We start from the raw sequence: 20,316 nt of genomic DNA, 5'->3' as shown, positions 1-20,316 counted from the left end.
TTCTCGAACCCCTTATGTTTATGTTTAGTTTCTAACCAACATTGCAACCGACTCCACATGCACCGTATGCGGGAACATATCCACTGGCGTTACCTCCACCGTGCGATATCCGCCATCCTCCAGCACACGCAGATCACGTGCCAGCGTACTCGGATTACAGCTCACATACACCACTCGCTCCGGCTTCATCTCCAGGATCGTTTCCAGCAAACGTGGATCACAGCCCTTCCGCGGCGGATCGACAACGATCACGTCGGCTTCGATGCCTTGTTCTTTCCAGCGCGGAATAACGTCCTCGGATGCACCAACTTCGAACTTCACGTTACGCATTTCGTTCAAGAGCGCATTGCTGCGAGCATCTTCGATCGCTTCAGGTACGATCTCTACCCCATATACCTGATCAGCATGTTGCGCGAGGAAAAGAGAGATCGTCCCGATGCCGCAATAGGCATCAATGACAGTCTCTTTGCCGCTCAGTCCTGCGTACTCTACCGTCTTCCCATACAGTACTTCCGTCTGCACCGGATTCACCTGATAGAACGAACGCGCTGAGATCGCAAACTGCACATCACCAATATAATCGTAGATTACATCACGGCCCCATAGGACGCGGGTCTCATCGCCAAAGATAACGTTGGTCTGTTTTTTGTTCACGTTCTGGCAGATACTCGCCACATGGGGAATCGCTTCGCGGATACTGCCAATCCATTCGTCCTTGTATGGGATGTCTCGGCCATTGGTGACCAGTACAAGCATCATCTCGCCTGTACGGAATGCCTTCTTCACGACCACATGGCGCAGCAGACCGCGACCTGTCTCTTCGTTATATGCGCTGATTCCAAAATGACTACCGATCTCCTTAACCTTCGCAACCACTTCGTCATTGTGCTCATGCTGAATGAGACAGCTCTCCATATCAATGATCCGGTGACTTCCTTTAGCGTAAAATCCACCCACCAAACCGCCCTCGGTCACACCAATCGGTACCTGTGCCTTGTTGCGATAGCGCCATGGCTCGTCCATGCCCATCGTAGGAAGGACGCGAATGCCCTGCTCCGCATCCTCCACCATCACGTTCAACTTGCCAATCCGTTGCAAATTATCGACTACTAACTGGCGTTTCCACGCAAGCTGTCCGGCATAGCTCATATGCTGGATCTGGCAGCCACCGCACTGATCGTAGATCGGGCAAGGTGCGGACACACGATCCGGGCTTGCTTTCACAATCTCCAGTAACTTGGCGTAGCCATACTGCTTCTTGGTCTTCATCACGCGCACGCGCACGGTCTCACCTGGAAGCGCACCCTGCACGAAGAGCGTGTATCCATTCGCACGACCTACACCCTCACCGTCATGGTTCATGCCAATGATGTCGATGATGATCTCTTCATTTTTGCTAACGGGCAGTCCTTCGATTGGTGCAGATTCACGCGCTCTCCCCTTTGGACGAACGGCAGAAAGAGATGCGCCTTGTGGCCGCACCTCTTTTCCTTGCTGACGTGTAGATGGACGAGATGATTGACTTGGCTGACGGGACGTTGAAGCGTTCCCTTGCCCCTGAGAGGCAGCCGAATTCCGGCGGTTTTTTCCACGACCGCTGCGGTTCGTATTAGACAACGTACATTCACTTCTTTCTTTTTAGTATTTAACGATACAGCATCAAATGATGACGCAAATTTGTAAACGTAGCTGGCAGCGTGCCACCCAGTTCTCCATCGAGGTTCAGCTGCACATAACCCGGCGACGTAACTTCCATATGACTCGTCTGGAAATGAACCACTTTCTTATCGTTCAGATGTTCCCCACGCAGCGCGAGCGTTACGAGGCGGATCATATCGGCCAGATTACATTTGCGAACACCGATCACATCGAACAGACCATCATCAATGGTTGCACCCGGAGCCAACTTCTCGAAGCCCCCGACCGAATTGGTATTGGCGATGAGGAATAACATGAATTCATCATGAATCTCTTCCTGACCGTCGGCGCGAATAATCAGCTCCTGAGGAGACAGGCTCGCCATTTTCTCAATACCCTTCATATAATAGGCCAGTTGCCCAATCATCGTTTTCAGACGACTCGGTACTTCATAGGTCAGTTCAGTCAATGATCCACCACCGGCGATGTTGATAAAATATTTATCATTCGCTTTGCCCAGATCGAGCGGACGAAGCTGCTGGTTAATGACCAGATCCACGTAATCTTCCCACTGTCTTGGAATGCCGAGTGCACGTGCAAAATCATTCGTCGTTCCCAGAGGAAACACACCCAGCGGAGGACGATTCTCCCGCTCGGCCATACCATTAATGACCTCATACAACGTGCCATCACCGCCAGCAGCAATAATCATGTCATACCCACGCTCAATCGCGAGTTCCGCTTCCCGGGTTGCGTCACCTTCACCCGTTGTTGCGTGACATGAAGCTTCAATACCACCTTGATCCAAACGCTGCAAAATATCAGCCAGACGTTTCTTCATTTCTTCCCGGCCTGAGGTCGGATTATATATTAAGCGAGCTTTTTTCATCTCATACGCCACCTATTCCACATTATCCATGAGTCTGAAAGACCTCATAATCTTACGTTGCACGAGTCCACAGAAGGGTATATTTTTTACATATAAATGATCTTCCGTTCATTCTGCTCGAATCTTTCGTCTTACCTATATCTATGCATTAGGAATTCCGTCTCATTCCAAAGCCTTTATCTCCTATCATATCATCAAATGTAAAGATGTCCTAGCCTGTAATATATAAGTATATTTTTTCATATCCGTATCCACTAAACGATTCATTACCCAATAACCTCTCGCAACGACCTTGAATCTGTCCCACTGGAATTTTTGTAAAATCATCTCATTAGTCATCCATTCTGCCCGCTTGAACAAGAATTAGTCTTCGACACTTGATATCTAGTAAGACATATATTTGATACTAATTTACAAATCTTAATATCAAAGGATAAATAAAATACATCTTTTTCCTATATAGTCTTAGTGCACGTTAACCATTTACCACACCATACCTGTGAAGGAGAACTGAAAATGAAAAAATTCGTGTTAACGCTCATGGTTTCGCTTATGGCCTGTATTCCTTGGGTCACCGTTATTGAAGCGGCAGAAATTAATCATGATCAGGTTGTCGGATTCCAAGAAGTTACGCCTCTCACCGTAACACAACAAGCAGCCAAGCGTTTTCAGCCTTTTCTAAAAGTCTATCATGGATGCGTGCCTTTCCCCGCAGTGGATCAACAGGGTAATACCAGTGCTGGCCTGAATACTTCCGGGTCATCCAATGGAAACTGTAGCTCAAGTACAGGACAGATTTATTCCCGTTCCACATGGCACAATGGGGTATGGGCCATCATGTATTCGTGGTATTTCCCCAAAGACTCTCCTTCCACTGGACTCGGCCATCGTCATGATTGGGAAGGAATCGTCGTGTGGGTCGATAATCCGGCAGCGGCCAATCCTCAAATCCTTTCCATCGCGTATTCCGGTCACGGCCAGTTCACAAAGGTCACACCGAGCAATACCAATACTCAAGGCAACAATCCGTTGATTTCCTATAATAGTACATGGCCGCTAAACCATGAGCTTGGCGTTACTAATGCTGTTGGCGGAACTCAGCCTTTAATCGGATGGGATGACCTGACTCCAGCAGCCCGTAATGCGCTCAACACCACGGACTTTGGCAGTGCCAACGTGCCTATGAACGATAACAATTTCACGAACAATTTGAATAAAGCCTGGTTTAGATAAAAAGAAAATCCCCTTCGAGTGAACAATTCACTTGAGGGGGATTTCATTATAATGCGATCGTATTCCGATCGCCATATAGGTCCAGCTAAAAGCTTGCCGCAAGAAAGCTCCTCGGAAATGACTCGTCTTTATGCTTACTCGAAGAATAAGTTATTCTGTCATCGTATCGCTCTTCAGGCAACCTCAAAATCCGATTTTTCTGCCTGCACGCAGCTGTTTGTACCAGAAATACACGGTGCAGCCCACACAATACCCGAGCAGGGCCGCACTTGCGGCCGCGAGAAGCATTACAGAGAACACATAACCTGCAGCAACCCAGCCGAGCGAGAACGAGATGAGTGCCAGAGACAGGAAGAGCACGGCCAGAATATTGTTGAATCGCTGCAGCTCCACCGCCTGCGTCTCTGTTCCTTTACCCGTCAGCACAGCTTTAGCAATCTGTACGAACAGATTAAGCTTGCCACCGGAAGTCAGACCAACCACCTGAATGATCCACAGCACACCCAGAATTACCAGCGGATTAAACACAAACGAGAGCAAAACAAACAATACAATACCGACCTGATTTGCTTTCACATAGCGCATAGGCACTTCCCGCATTTATATATCTCCTTATCCCCATTTTATTAGTTGGTTTTATTGTAGTCGGTATGCAGGGAATGAGCAACACTTCATTTAAGGATAGTATAATCTCTTTTCAGCACATCCCAATGGGGAGTCCGGATGCCTGTTGTCTTTTTCCAATCCGTGAATGCGTCACTTAAGGCTTCGATTTCACCAAAAGCACCAGCAAACAGTTTATGCATCGGAAGCAGGCTATAGATTTTCAACAATAGATACAACATGCGTTTATGTTTACGAATCACTCTGGCCTGAATCTCGGGTATAACCGATATGCCCATAGCCTCCAGTACGCTGAGACCTTCATCCATCGCCCCGATCATATGTTGGATTTGCTTTCTGTTCCCGTCCAACTTGATCAATTCGCGCTTCTCATTAAAGCTCACCGCATTAAGCATCAGAATGGGGATGATATGGCTTTTAAGCCAGGCATCAATATCGCTCAGAACATTCAACTTGTATTTCACATGTTGGAAAGCTTGATCCAGCAAAGGTTTGAAGCCTATATCACCATCCAGACTGCCGATCACCATTTGTCCGCTTCCAGCACCGATAGATAACATGCGGTCCTTTTCACGCCTCCCTCCACTCACATGGAATCCGAACGCCACCTGTTTCTCTATCCGACTATGCTCTTCCAGGTAGGTCTGCATGCTTCGCGCATCTGCGTTGTTTCCCACGATTACAATATTGCTGCTCTGATTATCTGCCAGAATAGGTAATACGGAAGGAAAATCGTTATATTTCATTACAACAAAAATCAGATCATATTGGTCATCCACCTCCAACGTTCTGGCTACCCGAACCGGATCAACGGTTGTTCTGAATTGAAAAATATGCCGGATGACGATTCCATCCTTCTCCAGCTCCTCTGCCCGCTTCCCTCTAGCCAAAATAGTGACATCATTGCCACCGCGCACCAGAACTTGCGCCAGTTGAGTACCCAAAACACCCGCGCCATACACTAATATCTTCATTGGCTATCCCTCTATTTCTTATTTTATCAATATTCGTTGCTTTATGAACATTTGTTGATAAAATAAGAGTATCAAAGCAACTGCCGTGCTTCAATCGTTAAAATATCCGTTTTTGTTGAATAATCAACGAATGATTCCTTATTGTTGAAAACCATCATAGGAGGGGCCATGGACAGACGAGTACTCAAGACACGAAAGGCGATAATCGAAGCTTTTGTGGGGTTATTGGAGGAACAGGATTTTGAGCAAATTACGATAAACGAAATTGCTGATCGGGCTAATGTAAACCGAGGAACAGTCTATTTGCATTACGCTGACAAGTTCGACCTGTTGGATCAATGCATTGAGACCTATTTGCAGCAGTTGTTGGATGCCTGTATGATCGAAAGCTCTACTACAACACCCGTTACGGCCAAGGATGCGTTGCTTCGAACCTTCCGTTATCTGGAACAGCATGCCACTACCTATACCACACTTCTAACCAAAAAAGGTATTCCGGCATTCCGTAGTAAGTTGATGACATTGTTGGTCCAGGGAGTGGAGGAACAAATGGATGCCTGTGGCATCCAGGAAGGTATGAAAAAAGAGATCACCATACAGTTTCTTGCTTCCGCTGCAGTGGGCCTCCTGGAATGGTGGATTATGAATGCCATGCCTTATCCGGCTGAGGAGATGGTTGACCAATTAATATACCTACTGGAGCTTCATCTGAATTTGCATGCTCCCATAAGTGGATAATTTAACCTCCGTTCGAGTGATATACAACAAATAAAAACCACGTCCTCAGGACGTGGTTTGATTGTTAATGAAGCTATAGTGTTTAGATGTACAGACGACATTACTGTGAGCGGTATTTACATACCTATGCCAAAGCAATCACTTCAAGAAGAAGCTTTAACCTCATTACATCTCTCCAGCAAAATCTGGATCTGGCGCTCCAGCCACTGCCCAAGCAATGGATGGGGCAACAGTGTCTCGCCGCTGTACACATAGTCCAGTTCCTGTAGCCGATCCGGAATTACGTTCCTTGTGAAGTAACCGGCACTCAAAAACAGAGGCGCCACAATGACTCGGTTCCCCCGCTCTTCGCTCCAATACTTCACTTTGTCGTACACACTCTCTGGATTCAGCAATGCATAATCCGTATGGGCTACGCCACTAACTTCCTGTACACGCTGCGCAAGGGAAGAAATCCCGGCTTCCCAACGCTCGCGGAATCCATCATGAATACTTCCGTGCCCAACCAGCAGAATCGTCTCCTGCTCAGGCTGCTGCGAGAGTGACTTGACCTTATCCCACACCATCACGGCGATATCCGGATCATTATCCACTGGATAACCAAAGTGAACCCGAGCCTTCACGTCAAATGGTTCAAGATCTGTTTCCCGTTCCGGTGCTTCCTTCGCACCAATCGCAAATTCTATTTCATCCACATGTGTACTACCGGACGAAACGAACAGAGGTACAACCAGAATATCCGTTACGCCTTGCGCTTCCAGTCGGTCGATACCGTCCTGGATCAGGCGTCCTTCCACAAGTTCAAGAAATCCAGCTTCAACCGGCAACGGACTTGGCAGATTCAACCGGGAGATCGCGTCATCGACGGATTCCACCCAGGTCTGCTCCTGAGAACCGTGACTGATGATGAGTACACCCGGCTTCTTCATATTAACGTCCCAGGCGTTCCAGCGTCATTTTATAACCATCATTGCCGTAATTCAGGCAGCGTTTCACACGTGAAATCGTGGCTGTACTCGCGCCTGTCTCTGCTTCAATCTGGTTATACGTATTGCCTTTACCCAACATACGAGCCACTTCCAGCCGCTGGGACATGGATTGGATCTCGTTTACCGTGCAGAGGTCATCAAAGAAAACATAACACTCTTCAATATCTTTTAGAGTCAAAATAGCCTCAAATAGTTGTTCAATGCTTTTATCATTTAGCTTTTTCAGCTGCATTTCATCATCATCCCCTAGCGGTTACTGTGTACCTACATTGTACTCACCCTGAGTTGGTATTTCAAGCGTTACCGATTTCACGCACTACAGAATAAAAATACATGTTACCGCTTACAAAAGGTACTATTGTCCTCCCCTCACGCACATCCAGCGAAATTATAGCGCTAAAACCCAGTTTTCTCCTGTATATTTCCGATTACTTATGTAGGAATTCGGCCGCCCTAAATGTTACAATTTTGTGTCTAAACTGCATTTTCCTGTATGGAAACCTGCCAGCATGTCTACGCGCCCAAATCCGCAAATATCCCGTTTTCCGGGATACTCGCCTACGCCGTCTCTCCGCGAATGACATACAGTATAGCAAAAGGGAGTTCCACTAGGGTCTATGATGTACATCTGTCATGCAACTCATGGAACGCAATTCCGAAATCCAACATAGAAGGAACGTGATCGTTCATGCCACAGCATTATTATCACCGCCAGCCAGCACCAAGGCAGCGTCCGTCTTCTCATGCTCATCGGCAGGCGCATACTTCTGCCTATATGCCGCCCGGTGTGGTTCCGCGGTCGTTGAATGAAACCCAGATCCAACCGATGTATCCTGGCATCGAGCCACAATACCCTGATTTTGGCGAAGTCGAAGCATCTGCAATCGTACCGTATGGGCAAGGGGCTCCTGGCGGGAACTTTTATGGAGGGGGAGCTCAGGTGGTACCCCCAGTTCCGGTACAGGCGCCTGCTGCTTCAAGCAGTTCCGGATTTTCATTAGCCAACATCGGTGAGTTAAAAGGAATGATCGACCGCTTCGGCGGAATTGACGGGATCATGAGCGGAATAGGCAAAATGCAAAAGGTCGTCGGTGGTATCCAGCAGATGGCTCCGATGATGAAGCTCGTTATGGGCATTCTGCCTTTTGGAAAAGGAAAAACGAATAAAAGCGCGGCCGATGCAGACTATGAAGAATATACGCCGCCACGGAAACGTACGCGCAAGCGTCGGAACAAACCAACAAGTCCCCCACGTCGCCGCAATACGACGCCAACCCGTCGCAAATCCAATTCCACGAAGCGCCGTCCCAAAAGTCGCAAAGGTTAAAAAAATCCAGGCACCCTCTTACAGAAGGCGGGTGCCTTAACTCCGTTCATCCATATTCATAGAAATTCCAGGAACTTATGTTCTTATTCCTGTGAATTGAGGTATACTGGATAATAACGAAGGAGGCGGAACATGGAACTTTTCAAAGACAAATATACTCCCGCATTAATTGATCGGACCGGCGAACTGTTGCGTCAATTCTATCCTAAGCTGGATACACAGCAATTTCGTGAATTGGTTTTCGCTGAAGGCTGGGAACAGTTGGAGTTCAAAGCACGGATTCGCCGAATCACACTGGCCTTGACCGAAGTGCTGCCCGGTAATTATGAAGAAGCCTTACATATCATCGAACAAGCAGCCCCCAATATGAGAGGTGTTGAATATCTGTTTGTACCGGATTATATCGAAGTAAACGGACTTGAGCCCGAAGACTACGAGCTATCCATGAAGTATCTGACCGTCTTCACACCTTATTCCAGCTCCGAGTTCGCGGTACGCCCGTTTATTGAACGTTATCCCATCCAAACCATGAAACACATGATGGCGTGGGCAGATAGCGACAACGAACATATCCGCAGACTAGCCAGTGAGGGCAGTCGGGCCCGTTTGCCATGGGGTGCCAAACTCCAGGGATTCATCACCGACCCAACACCTGTACTGCCAATTCTGCATGCGTTGAAAGTGGACGAGTCCCTGTATGTTCGCAAAAGTGTGGCGAATCACCTGAATGATATCTCCAAGGATCACCCTGAACTCGTCATGGACCTTGCCACGACTTGGTACGGACAACATGCGAATACAGACTGGATTGTCCGGCATGCAAGTAGATCATTATTGAAGAAAGGACATCGCAAAGCGCTAAGTCTTTTTGGATATAATGAGCAGGATTCCATTCACATTGAGCAGCTTCAGCTTGCTCAAGATACAGTCACTATTGGCGAGGATCTTCATTTTTCGTTTGATGTGGTCAACGAGAGTGGCGAGTCACAGATGCTGAGAATTGAGTACGAGATGGGCTATATGAAAGCAAACGGCAAACAGGCCCCTAAACGATTCAAATGCTCCGATAAAATGTATCCTCCTGGCACATCCAAGGTAGCCATCAAACAATCTTTCAAAGTCATCACAACGAGAAAATATTATGCCGGTCTGCATACGCTTACCATTCTTGTGAATGGCAAAGAAGCAGCTACAACTTCTTTTGTTCTTGAAATGGAGTAACAGGAAGACATCGTAAGTTATACACAGCTTGTTGTAGCGGAATAGTTATTCACATGTGGATATCATTAAAAACATATTTAACCGAATGCAAAAGTCTGATACAGACGGGTATTCGGTTATTTGTGCACTCCCGTCCCGATTGCTTCTTCCAAATTCCCCTGTTGACTTGGAGCACACTCCAAGTTGTACCATTCGGAGATCACCACCCCACATGCTTATACATTACTCATGAAAAGAGGAATAACAGGATGCAAACGAAAAGGTACGCTCTAATTACCGGGGCCAACAAAGGAATCGGATTTGAAACCGCTCTGCAGTTAGGAAAAATGGGATATGTCATTCTCTTAGGAGCGAGAAATGAACGAAAAGGCGAGGAAGCCGCTCAACTCCTGGTTAACACAAATATCGAGGCTCATGCAATCATGCTTGATGTAACCAGCCAAGCTACCATTGAGGCAGCTGTCAGTCAGATTAAGCAAAAGTTTGGCTCCCTGGACGTGCTGATTAATAACGCAGGAATCTCTGTTGGAGGGGCCACTCCACCCAGTCAGATCTCTCTGGAGGACATTCGTAAAACCTACGACACCAATTTCTTCGGTATGATCTCCGTTACTCAGGCCATGCTGCCTTTATTACAGCAATCCTCTGCAGGCCGAATCGTCAACCTGACAAGTGGCCTCGGCTCACTTGCATATAATAGCGATCCCAAGCACGAACATGCCCAATTTAACCTACTCGCTTACAACAGCAGTAAAGCAGCCGTTAACATGTTCACCGTTACGCTTGCCAAAGAATTCAGAAACACACCGCTCAAGATCAATTCTGCTGATCCCGGCTTTACAGCAACCGACCTGAACGGCTTCACAGGATTAGGCACCGTGAAGCAAGCAGCTGCTATAGTTGTTAAGTTAGCTGTCCTGGATGAAAATGGTCCCTCAGGAGGATTCCATGGAAACGATGGAGAACTACCTTGGTAATTCCAATACTAAGGAGTCTGATCTCATGCAGAACATTCCAGACATCGTCACTTCCATCCGTGAAGCCGCCAATCTAACCGGTTTAACTGAAGATACCATCCGATATTATGAAAAAGTAGGCCTCTTACCTTATGCAGAGCGAAAAGCGAACGGGCATCGACAATATAGCAAGGATCATATCCTTGGCATTATTTTTTTGACAAGGCTCAAGGCCACCGGGATGACCATAGAACAAATGAAGCACTATCGAGAGCTATCTGAACAGGGACCTGAAACTCTGTCTACGAGATACTCCATCCTTGAAGAGCATCAGCGTAAAATTCAGCAGGAGATATCGAGACTGCATGAAACCTCAGACATTATAACGTATAAGCTCCAGCATTACCGGGAGATTTCAGAACATCCCAATCTTGATGACCCTCACTGTGACGCTAAATTCTAAAACATCCAGCGGCCTGCTGGAATTTTGGAGACCATAAGCGATGATCTTTTTTGTGCATCCACATGTGCCAAAAAGATCATCGCTTGTTACATTATATACATTTTGATAACTGACACCATTTGCCCTACTTAAACCAACCGCGCCTTACAAACCAGGCCACCATGCTGCAACCAAGCACAAACATCAACAGCAACACCGCCCCATATCCGAACTTCCACTGAAGCTCAGGCATATAGGCAAAGTTCATACCATAAATTCCGGCGATCAGCGTGAGCGGCATAAATACCGTCGTTATTACCGTGAGTGTCTTCATGATCTGGTTCATCCGGTTGGAGTTCAGGGAAATATAACTGTCGCGCAGATCAGCCGTCATCTCCCGATCAGCTTCAATCATGTCCGTCAGCTTCAATAAATGGTCATAGATATCGGTAAAATAAGCTGTGTGTTCCCCTGAGCGCTGCACATGCTGGGAGTTCACCACCCGATAAAGCAGATCCCGCATCGGTACAACGGTTCGTCTGAGCTTCAGCAATCGACTGCGCAGATCAAACACCTGGTTCATCAAATTTTCAACTGACTCTTGTCCACCGCGGTTTTCCAATTCAGCCAGTTCATCCTCAATGGCAAATAAAGAAGGAAAATAATGATCGACCAACTTGTCCATCACTGTATAAGCTGCTGCCACCGGACCTCGCGCCCAGATGGTTCGTTCATGTGCATGATGCAACAACCGTTCCCACGCTTCATCCACTTCTTCCAATACACCATGATGAAAAGAAACAAGGAAGTTCGCTCCGAGAAACAAGTCAACCTCCTCGGCTTCCAATGTGGATGGGTTCAGTGCATGCAGCACAAGAAACTGCAAATTATCATAATAATCGAGCTTAGGCCGTTGCAACACATGCAGACAGTCCTCTATAGCTAAGGGGTGAAAATGAAAATATGTATCCAGCAAACGGCTTTCCTCTTCCGTTGGCTGGTTAAAATCCGCCCATACCCAGGCATAATCGTTCAGATCCAGCTGTGTAAGCGGAACATTAACGGAGACTTGATGTTCTCGTGTAATGGCGAGTGTACGAATCATAAATTAGACCACGTCCTTGTCCTGTATCTTTACGTTATTGTACACAGGTACCTTCTAACTCGACAACAAAAAAAGCCAACCCTGTTGGCTTCTCTCATTTCCCTATCCACAGTTCCCTGTATCCACAGGGAATATCTTCTTTTGGTTTATCATTCCACGGATGGCTATCCACATATCCAGCCTGTCCACACGTTCATGCACAGGCGTCTCTTGATTTTGGTTGTATAATTGTCCACATATCCCGATATTCACACAGTTATGAACAGATTGTCTGATAACCCCGAATTCGTTCGGGATAACTTCTCTCTTTAGAAAATAATCCAGTAGAGCAATCCTGCCAGTCCCGCAGTAATCGGAATCGTAATGAACCACGTAATAATGATACGTCCGGCAAGTCCCCATTTCACAGCAGAGAAACGTTTCGCGGAACCTACACCCAGAATAGCCGATGTGATCGCGTGCGTTGTACTCACTGGAAGATGAAGCAACGTTGCTGTGAAAATAACGGATGCAGCTGACAGATCCGCGGCAAATCCGTTAATCGGTTCAATTTTAAAGATTTTGGTACCCATGGTTTTGATGATTTTCCAACCACCAATGGATGTACCCAGAGCCATCGCGGTTGCTGCTGAGATTTTAACCCACAGCGGCACTTCCAGATGATCTTGTACACCTGCTGCAACCAAAGCAAAAGTAATAATCCCCATCGCTTTCTGTGCATCATTCGTACCATGTGTGAATGCTTGCAGCGCTGCCGTGAAAATCTGTACCGTACGGAAACCTTTATTCACGTTATGCGGACTGCGTTTGGCGAAAATGTATTTGAGAATCGTCATGACCACATAACCGATGGCAAATGCGATCAGAGGTGATAATAGCAAACCTCCAACGATATCAATGAATCCGCTCCACTTCACTTTGTCAGCTCCTGCGCCAACAAGCACGGCACCTGCAAGGGCTCCGATAAGTGCGTGTGATGAGGAAGAAGGAATACCAAACCACCATGTAACCAGGTTCCAGATAATCGCTGCGATCAAGGTGACTATGACGACCTCGATCCCGTTATCCAGCGTGGTGGGGTCGGTCACACTCCCCCCAATCGTCTTCGCAACGCCTGTAAACATCATCGCACCGACAAAGTTCATCACCGCTGCCAGAAGGATCGCACGACGAGGCGTTAGTGCCCGTGTCGAGACCGAAGTGGCAATGGCATTGGCTGTGTCGTGAAAACCGTTGATGAAGTCAAACGCCAGTGCAAGGAAGACGACTATACCTAATACCCAAATCGTTGTTTCCATTATTCTCTGGCTCCTTAAGAATTACGCATAATGATGGATTCGAGCACATTCGCTACGTCTTCACAAGCATCCGTTGTTGTCTCAAGACGCTCGTAAATTTCCTTACGCTTGATCAGTTCAATCGGATCAGACACGGTAGCAAAGAGATGTTTGATACACATGCGCAGCACTTCGTCGCCCTGGTTTTCCAGATCATTCAAACGAATGGTGTACTCACGGATGGCCAGCAATTTTTTCTGTGACAGCAAATGAATCGCCTTCTGAATTTCGTAAGCCGATTGGCGCAAAATTTCAGAGAACTGAACGATGAATTCGTCCGGATCCGTCAGTTGGTACATATAGAAACGGGAAGCCGTTGCTTCGAGCCCGTCCAATACGTCATCAAGAGTTGTTGTCAGCTCCATAATATCATCGCGTTCGATCGGCGTGATAAATGTTTTGTTGAGTTCTGTAATGATCGTATGCACGTAATCATCACATTTCGACTCGTACTTCTTCATTTCATTGGCAAAAAGAGTCACATCCTGAAGGTTGGAAACATGCTGGGAGAAATAATCTGCCGCTTGAACAACCGTATCTGCCATGTTCTCCAGTGTCTCAAAAAATATATCCTTCTTCTTCTTAAGCTTCATAGCTCTATCCCCTTTACGAGAAATTGCCGATAACCGATGAAACATGAAATGACAACCTTTGATATCTTATCATATTTGTTTCATGGTTTGTACAAAAGGTGCGATCCTTTTTTATATTCTTATCACATTAATCTGAAATGAATCTTAATTATTTGGAATAATGGCAAATTCAAGTCGAGATTTTACACTGCGTTTACAATTCGACACCAAAATTCAGATCCGACACCATTCTGCTTTTCATGCAAAGGTAGAATTTAATGCCTTTTAAATGACAACATGGATAATTATTTCATCGTTTTCTTTCATTGCATTCGACTTTATTGAACCGCCAGCTTAACATGACTCGCAAATTCAGGTTGATTTGGGACAATGCTGATAAAGGTTTTGCCTGGCACAAGAGCCACTTCACTGCCACCCTGAACAAAACGGATAATGTCCCCCTGCTTCTTCACCCACTGTCCACGGATCATCTTGCCCTTCTGAAATAGCATGGCCTCACCGCCCTGTTCCAAATTAACGGACAACCTGCCTACGCTGTCGAGCACCTTGTGATCTGCACCTGCCACTATAATGTTCGCTGCACCAAGCGGATTCCCGTTATCGAGATCCTGATCTGCTTTACCATTTACCATTCTCATATATCGTCCGCTAACTTCATCATAATCATACGTCACCCGATAACTATCCAATAAATAATGGATATCGAATTGCTTTACCGTCTCACCTGCGGACGTTGCACCTTCTTCGTTATAGATGTATACCGGGGACTTGAAGTCATGGCTGTAACCCTTGATATCTGACCCTTCTCTTAGCTTGTCCGCTGAAGTATACAGATTATGTGGAGCTTTACGATCAGAGGAACGCCAGAAATATGGTCCACCATTCGAGATCTCATCCATATGCTGTTTCTGCTGCCTTTGCAAAATGGAATACGCCTCCGGGCTGCCTCCAGCATGAACAAGCACCCCATCATAACTCTCACCCAGTTCAATCAGATACGGACGTATGCTGCGTACAGGTCCAACTGTCTCAGCGCCACCTTCACTCTGGAAAATGGCTATGAAACGGGTGATGCCTCCCTCTGCGAGGACTTCCAGAATGATATCGGCTGAACTCAGACCCGATTGGGGCCGAGCTGCAGGGGCATTATTAATCATCACAGCGAGTGGACGCCGTGTAATGGCCTCATCTGCAGGCAAGCCTGTTAGAGGTGCTGTGTAAAGAGATGTGCTGGGTTCCTCTACGACCTGTTCTTCTTGCACAGGTGCAGGTGTCGGTTCTGGCTGAAGTGGCATCTGGGTCGCCTCCTGATTTTGGCAGGCAACAAGGCTCAATGAGAGAATAAACAGTGATGCAGCCGATGCTGCTTTGTTCCATTTAAAATGCTTCAATATAGGACCTCCTGAACGATATGGCCTAGTTCTAAGTTGTGATATATGTCTCATGTAGGCAACCATTTCACGTATTTCTTTCCATTTAATCACACCCGATCTGATTTGTCTGCGCCCAGAAGGCCTTGATACAGCGTGTAATTCACACCTGAAACAGCATATCGCGAGAAAAATATGTCCTAAATGTGAACTTCTCAAACCTTACTTAAAATTTGAACTAGATTGTGATTTTAATCACAAACAAAACGACTTTTGAACTATACAATAAAGACATCAAAGGTGATCACTTAGAAAAAGAAAAAAACAACACACACTAAATTCCATGAAGGAGTGGTTCATATGTTCAGCTTCAACCAATGGCTTAGAGAAAACAAAGTGGCAATGTGGATTTTGACAGTACTTCGGGTGTATATCGGTTATGATTGGATGACTCACGGATGGAGCAAATTGACTGGCGGATTCCAAGCTGGCGGGTTCCTGGCCGGAGCAGTCGGCAAAGCAACTGGTGAAAACCCTACAGTTCAAGCATGGTGGGGAACATTCCTCGAGAAATTCGCTGTACCGAATGCAGGACTGTTCGACTTCATTATTCCTCTAGGTGAATTCCTTGTAGGTGTCGGACTCTTACTCGGCTGCTTCACAACACTGGCTGCCCTGATGGCTCTCGTAATGAACTTCGCGTTCCTCTTCTCGGGTACAGTAAGCACGAATGCTCAACTGGTTCTGATGCAAATCTTCCTGGTTGTGGCTGGTGCAAATGCAGGTAAAATCGGTCTGGATCACTGGGTACTGCCTTACCTTCGCGGATTGATCACTCGCAACAAAGGCAATCATCCTAAAGACACACCAACAATTAGCCCAACGCAAAAAACAGCTTAAGCAATCATTCATAGCATTCTCGGCCCTGCTCCCAATCCCCCTGGGAGCAGGGCTTTTTGTTTTCCAAGCTCATCCTGAATGTCCTGCCTGACTTGCCCATCCATAGAAAACCGTATTATGATGAACGTAAAGTTGAACATCAAAGGAGTACACGATATGCCGACCCAGCGACGTCTTGAGACTGATGCGGACTTTCAGGAAGCCATGAATATGAAGTATAAGGTTCGTGTTTTTAAAGATAATCACCAGATTGACTCCGGTGGCATCATTATCCGTTTTGACAGCAACACCGTAGTTGTACAATCCAGTGTCAGTGAACTCGCTTATCACTCGCGTACCGACTGTGAATTGTTCGAAATCCGCAAATAAGGACCCATTGCATAAATAAGGCTTCGTATCGAAAAAAGGTTCCTGTAGCCCATCATGCGGGCACAGCAACCTTCTTTTGTTTATTTATTATAATCGTATACTTTAACACAAGTTATCCATACCAACCTGACTTATTAGCCATAATCAGGCTGTTGTCTGTTCCGAGTTACACGCCGTCTCCAAACTGCCAGCAGTTCAAACTGAGCGTTCCGTAAGGATAAGACTGGAATAGACGCTTCGCTGTTCGGGACATGTCCGCTGTGCCCATCGCGTAGAACAAAGGCGCAAGATGTTCCGTACCATACGATGGAACTGCCGTACGTGCATGAGGGGCTTTTTTCTCATATTGAAACAACTCTCTCGTGTTCCACTGCTCCAAGCGCTCCCCGATCCAGTTATCGAATTCCACTGCCCACTCTTGCGGTTCATCATTATTGCCAAGCAATCTTAAATTGTGAACTGTTCCACCACTTCCGATAATCAGGACATTATCATGACGTAACTGTTCCAGCATACGGCCAATATCATATTGTTCCTGTGGTGTACGCAACGAATCAACTGATACGGCGATCACAGGGATATTAGCCTCGGGGTACATATGCAGCAGTGGTACCCATACGCCGTGATCCAGTCCCCGGCCTCGAATCGGCTGATGTGCCAGATTGCTGCGGGTGAATAATGCACATATCTCGTTCGCCAGACCTGGCTGACCAGATGCAGGATACTCCATGGTATACATCGTAGAAGGAAATCCGTAAAAATCATGCAGAGTCTGATGTGTATCATCCATCGTCACGGACGGTTCGGGACAATCCCAATGTGCCGTAAATACAACAATGGCCTTCGGAGCCGGCAGCCTGTCTCCAAGCTGGTTCAGAAAATGAGTGTAGTCATTGCTCTCCACCGCCAGAGCGGGAGAACCATGCGCAATGAAAAGTGCGGGTAATGTCATTGCTGCCAACCTCCAGACACGGATAGAATGCTTACTCTTCTATTTTACCCTTAAGAAGGCGCTTTTCCAAGCTGACATCCCCAAACAGTTGTAATCCTGCCACTTATATCATCCAGTGCTGCCAATCCTGCTCGATCTTCTGGCGCTCGCCCAGCCACTCTCTGGTACGCGTAATCAGCTGTTCCCGCTCTTTACCTGAAGAGAAGGTGTGATCGCCCTGGAAGATGATTTCCTTGTCGCAACGGCCCTCCTGGCGCATCCAGAATACCTTTTGATACAGGAATGCGTAGTCTACAGGGATAGTCTCATCTGAAGTACCATGCACGACGAGTACATCGCCGCTAAACTTGACTGCTTCCTGGAATGGCTGTTGTTCAGCGAGCGACTCGAAGAAGGTCGGTGTGAATTTGTATCCGAGGTAATCAGCCGCACCCAATTTCACACCTTCATCATATACTTCCCGCCCCGTAATCTTCACGATATCATTGAATGGATAACCTACGGAGGACCACATGACCAGGTTCTTGACACGTTTGTCACGCACAGCAGTTAGTAATGCAACGGCACCACCCAGACTATGACCAATTAGTGTGACACGAGTCGGATCCACATCACTGCAATTGACTGCGTAATCTAGCACCGAACGGGTCTGTAACACCATGGACTCCAGTCCCTCCGCTCCATACTCACCACTGCTCTCTCCGCAACCGATATAGTCGAAACGCAGAACCAGATAACCGTCCTCAGCCAATTCACGGGCAGTCTTCACAAACAGACGATCCACGCCGATGCGGCTACCAACAAAGCCATGGCAAATGACCGCCAGAGGTACTCGTTGCTGACTCTTCTCCTCCTTGATGTCTTTCACGACCGGATAATGAATCGTGGCTGTTAATTCTTCCTGTCCATGACGGATACTGATCTGACGTTCCATACCGATTTCCCCTTTCCATGCGTTGCCTGTCTATGTTCAAATCATTAATTATATATAATCCGATATGTTTAGTGTGTATTAAGATCGTATTCATATATTATCATTCCGCAACCTGCAAGTCAATGTAAGTAAGAACCCTATATAAGTCTATTGCCAGTCAACTTTTTATCGGTTAATGAACGCAAAAAAATGAGCCAAGCTGATTACAGCTGGCCCGATATGTTTGGACTTCAATCTACTTGGTAAAGTGTCTCTATTCGTAGCTTCTACGGAACATCTCGTGAGTTTCCACCCGTCCATTCCATTCATGCTCATGACCGGAGTCACTGTTATCCCAAAAGCTTCTTCCTTGCAGATTACCGTCGGTCAGTTCTTCTGAATATTCGGTATCCTCCAGGCTCTCCTCCATAGATACAACCTCGTCCACGACTCCACGGGAGTTGCTGTTTAGCAGCAGCTTACGCGTCAAATCTGTTTGTTTATCCATAACAAGCACACTCCAATCTCGGATTTCTGTTGGAAATGCTACTATTGTGATGGATTTGGCTGCTCTTTATGCATACTTCACACAATCGTTAGAACTGGAAGGCGTGGGGTATTTTTTTACATGAACCGGGGAAAATAAGCCATAAAAAATGCAGGCAGAGATGCCTCGAAATCCTTCCGCCGAAAGGAATGAATTCATGGAACATCTACTGGAGTGGATTCAACATCACGGAAAACTGGTGCTGTTGTGCACCTGTGTCATACTGGCCTGTGTGTGGATATGGGCTCACCATGAACAGCTTTTTTATAAGGAATGACTTTGCGAAACGAGAGCCCTTCCCGTATACTAAAATACCGTCAGGGTCTTTGGACTTTTGGAAGATCAGAACGTGTGTAGACAGGGGGAGCAGTCATTGGGGATTTCCTATAAGAAGCTTAAAGAAATACAGAATCGGCAAATTACCGAGATGAGTCGGATGACACCTGAAAATGTGAAACTGTATGACCAGATCAGCATGATTGCGCGCCATGCGCCAGCAGACGAGAGAGTACAAGAAGAGTGGATTCTCTCCGCAGGAAGAGCGATCGTACAAGCTCAGAAAGATAACAAGTCCGCTCGCGAGCTATACGGAGCTGATCTGGAGCAAGATATCCATACCCAGCTCGGGGTAACAGGTATAGCCCCTGGGAAGACGGCTGCCGTTGAGGTGGGTAAACCGGGTGTATCCCGTAGTACAAGCCCATCAACTTCAGCAAAAAAGAAAGCCAACGTTGTGGAACCGCAACCAACTGAGAATCCAGCACCAGTGAAACGGACACCGAAATGGTATGCCATGATCGCGTGGGCGGCTTTATCTTTTGTCATGCTGATCCAAGGTGGTGTTGGACTGTTCGTCGGCTGGACTGGCGGAGATACAGAACCTTTCCAACATATTAGCCTATTCTCACTGATCGTTGCCGCTATAGGCGGGATTGCTCTGGTTGAGATGCTTCGTCGCCTTGCAGAGCGACCGGATGATGAAGGAGCGGACAAGAACACCATACCTAAGGTTAACCTTAAGGGAATCATCATCTATATCGTAATCGTGGTACTTGTGCTGTTTGTAGGGTATCCACTGCGTGATAAACTTCCTGTATTTACGCTGGCTCCATGGGTGAGCACTGTAATCGGAGTTGTGGGACTTGCAACGTTACGTCCGTTCTTTGGAGAGAAGAAAAAAGCATAACATGGTAGATGAT

22 protein-coding genes are annotated in these 20,316 nt (G+C 46.8%); 9 read left to right on the top strand and 13 right to left on the bottom strand.

The window, feature by feature from the left end; all coding sequences use genetic code 11:
* Positions 1 to 24: 24 nt before the first annotated feature.
* On the bottom strand, positions 25 to 1,617 hold the full coding sequence (gene rlmD / locus WFI24_RS28620) for a 23S rRNA (uracil(1939)-C(5))-methyltransferase RlmD (protein WP_336765326.1): 1,593 nt from the start codon (positions 1,615 to 1,617) through the stop codon (positions 25 to 27).
* Positions 1,618 to 1,645: 28 nt separating this feature from the next.
* Entirely contained in the window at positions 1,646 to 2,527 is an 882-nt protein-coding gene (locus WFI24_RS28615; protein ID WP_017690659.1) for a diacylglycerol kinase, read from the bottom strand.
* Between the two features lie 516 nt (positions 2,528 to 3,043).
* Here WFI24_RS28615 and WFI24_RS28610 point away from each other — a divergent pair.
* Positions 3,044 to 3,760: an NPP1 family protein gene (locus WFI24_RS28610; protein ID WP_336765325.1), complete on the top strand. Its 717-nt coding sequence runs from the start codon at positions 3,044 to 3,046 to the stop codon at positions 3,758 to 3,760.
* A 183-nt stretch (positions 3,761 to 3,943) separates the two neighbouring features.
* Here the strand turns inward: WFI24_RS28610 and WFI24_RS28605 are convergent, their stop codons facing one another.
* Together WFI24_RS28605 and WFI24_RS28600 are read right to left on the bottom strand one after the other, a co-directional pair.
* Complete coding sequence (locus WFI24_RS28605; protein ID WP_336765324.1) at positions 3,944 to 4,360, bottom strand: DUF4395 domain-containing protein; 417 nt, start codon at positions 4,358 to 4,360, stop codon at positions 3,944 to 3,946.
* Positions 4,361 to 4,431: 71 nt separating this feature from the next.
* Positions 4,432 to 5,358 carry a ketopantoate reductase family protein gene (locus WFI24_RS28600; RefSeq protein ID WP_336765323.1) on the bottom strand — a complete coding sequence of 309 codons (927 nt, stop codon included), beginning with the start codon at positions 5,356 to 5,358 and terminating at the stop codon, positions 4,432 to 4,434.
* Between the two features lie 168 nt (positions 5,359 to 5,526).
* On the opposite strand from WFI24_RS28600, the gene WFI24_RS28595 reads away from it, so the two are divergent.
* Positions 5,527 to 6,096, top strand: coding sequence for a TetR/AcrR family transcriptional regulator (locus WFI24_RS28595; RefSeq protein WP_336765322.1), 570 nt, complete (start codon positions 5,527 to 5,529; stop codon positions 6,094 to 6,096).
* A 143-nt stretch (positions 6,097 to 6,239) separates the two neighbouring features.
* Here WFI24_RS28595 and WFI24_RS28590 read toward each other — a convergent pair whose 3' ends face one another.
* Both WFI24_RS28590 and WFI24_RS28585 read right to left on the bottom strand, forming a co-directional pair.
* Entirely contained in the window at positions 6,240 to 7,025 is a 786-nt protein-coding gene (locus tag WFI24_RS28590) for a sirohydrochlorin chelatase (protein WP_336765321.1), read from the bottom strand.
* 1 nt (position 7,026) lies between these two features.
* Positions 7,027 to 7,317 (bottom strand): YerC/YecD family TrpR-related protein, encoded by a 291-nt coding sequence (locus tag WFI24_RS28585; protein WP_017690665.1) that lies wholly within the window; start codon positions 7,315 to 7,317, stop codon positions 7,027 to 7,029.
* A 456-nt stretch (positions 7,318 to 7,773) separates the two neighbouring features.
* Between WFI24_RS28585 and WFI24_RS28580 the strand changes: the two genes are divergently transcribed.
* From WFI24_RS28580 to WFI24_RS28565, 4 genes are all read left to right on the top strand, one after another.
* A complete protein-coding gene (locus tag WFI24_RS28580; protein ID WP_336765320.1) occupies positions 7,774 to 8,412 on the top strand; it encodes a tyrosine protein kinase in 639 nt (212 codons plus the stop codon).
* A 132-nt stretch (positions 8,413 to 8,544) separates the two neighbouring features.
* Positions 8,545 to 9,633: a DNA alkylation repair protein gene (locus WFI24_RS28575; protein WP_336765319.1), complete on the top strand. Its 1,089-nt coding sequence runs from the start codon at positions 8,545 to 8,547 to the stop codon at positions 9,631 to 9,633.
* A 248-nt stretch (positions 9,634 to 9,881) separates the two neighbouring features.
* A complete protein-coding gene (locus WFI24_RS28570; RefSeq protein WP_336765318.1) occupies positions 9,882 to 10,610 on the top strand; it encodes an SDR family oxidoreductase in 729 nt (242 codons plus the stop codon).
* On the top strand, positions 10,582 to 11,052 hold the full coding sequence (locus WFI24_RS28565; protein ID WP_336765317.1) for a MerR family transcriptional regulator: 471 nt from the start codon (positions 10,582 to 10,584) through the stop codon (positions 11,050 to 11,052). The genes WFI24_RS28570 and WFI24_RS28565 overlap by 29 nt, the downstream gene beginning before the upstream one ends.
* Positions 11,053 to 11,176: 124 nt before the next feature.
* Here the strand turns inward: WFI24_RS28565 and corA are convergent, their stop codons facing one another.
* From corA to WFI24_RS28545, 4 genes are all read right to left on the bottom strand, one after another.
* Positions 11,177 to 12,136, bottom strand: a complete 960-nt coding sequence (gene corA, locus WFI24_RS28560) for a magnesium/cobalt transporter CorA (RefSeq protein ID WP_336765316.1) — start codon at positions 12,134 to 12,136, stop codon at positions 11,177 to 11,179.
* A gap of 308 nt (positions 12,137 to 12,444) precedes the next feature.
* Positions 12,445 to 13,434, bottom strand: coding sequence for an inorganic phosphate transporter (locus tag WFI24_RS28555; protein ID WP_124118567.1), 990 nt, complete (start codon positions 13,432 to 13,434; stop codon positions 12,445 to 12,447).
* A gap of 14 nt (positions 13,435 to 13,448) precedes the next feature.
* Positions 13,449 to 14,066: a DUF47 domain-containing protein gene (locus tag WFI24_RS28550; RefSeq protein WP_076215091.1), complete on the bottom strand. Its 618-nt coding sequence runs from the start codon at positions 14,064 to 14,066 to the stop codon at positions 13,449 to 13,451.
* A gap of 317 nt (positions 14,067 to 14,383) precedes the next feature.
* The gene (locus WFI24_RS28545) at positions 14,384 to 15,457 is read right to left on the bottom strand and encodes a DUF3048 domain-containing protein (RefSeq protein WP_336765315.1); all 1,074 of its coding nucleotides are present in this window, start codon (positions 15,455 to 15,457) and stop codon (positions 14,384 to 14,386) included.
* Positions 15,458 to 15,796: 339 nt separating this feature from the next.
* Between WFI24_RS28545 and WFI24_RS28540 the strand changes: the two genes are divergently transcribed.
* Together WFI24_RS28540 and WFI24_RS28535 are read left to right on the top strand one after the other, a co-directional pair.
* Entirely contained in the window at positions 15,797 to 16,336 is a 540-nt protein-coding gene (locus WFI24_RS28540) for a DoxX family protein (protein WP_062836230.1), read from the top strand.
* A 156-nt stretch (positions 16,337 to 16,492) separates the two neighbouring features.
* Entirely contained in the window at positions 16,493 to 16,705 is a 213-nt protein-coding gene (locus WFI24_RS28535) for a hypothetical protein (RefSeq protein WP_017690673.1), read from the top strand.
* A 166-nt stretch (positions 16,706 to 16,871) separates the two neighbouring features.
* Here WFI24_RS28535 and WFI24_RS28530 read toward each other — a convergent pair whose 3' ends face one another.
* The 3 genes from WFI24_RS28530 to WFI24_RS28520 form a co-directional block, all read right to left on the bottom strand.
* Positions 16,872 to 17,657 (bottom strand): DODA-type extradiol aromatic ring-opening family dioxygenase, encoded by a 786-nt coding sequence (locus WFI24_RS28530; RefSeq protein ID WP_336765314.1) that lies wholly within the window; start codon positions 17,655 to 17,657, stop codon positions 16,872 to 16,874.
* Between the two features lie 103 nt (positions 17,658 to 17,760).
* Positions 17,761 to 18,591, bottom strand: a complete 831-nt coding sequence (locus WFI24_RS28525; RefSeq protein WP_336765313.1) for an alpha/beta hydrolase — start codon at positions 18,589 to 18,591, stop codon at positions 17,761 to 17,763.
* Positions 18,592 to 18,844: 253 nt separating this feature from the next.
* The gene (locus WFI24_RS28520) at positions 18,845 to 19,078 is read right to left on the bottom strand and encodes a hypothetical protein (protein ID WP_336765312.1); all 234 of its coding nucleotides are present in this window, start codon (positions 19,076 to 19,078) and stop codon (positions 18,845 to 18,847) included.
* A 412-nt stretch (positions 19,079 to 19,490) separates the two neighbouring features.
* Here WFI24_RS28520 and WFI24_RS28515 point away from each other — a divergent pair, with 412 nt between their 5' ends.
* A complete protein-coding gene (locus WFI24_RS28515) occupies positions 19,491 to 20,303 on the top strand; it encodes a hypothetical protein (RefSeq protein ID WP_336765311.1) in 813 nt (270 codons plus the stop codon).
* The last annotated feature ends 13 nt before the right edge of the window (positions 20,304 to 20,316 follow it).

The organism is Paenibacillus sp. USHLN196, assembly GCF_037144955.1.
Classification (GTDB): Bacteria; Bacillota; Bacilli; order Paenibacillales; family Paenibacillaceae; genus Paenibacillus; species Paenibacillus xylanexedens_C.
Note: the sequence above shows the minus strand (reverse complement) of the source record. Positions and strands in the feature narration are given on the sequence as shown.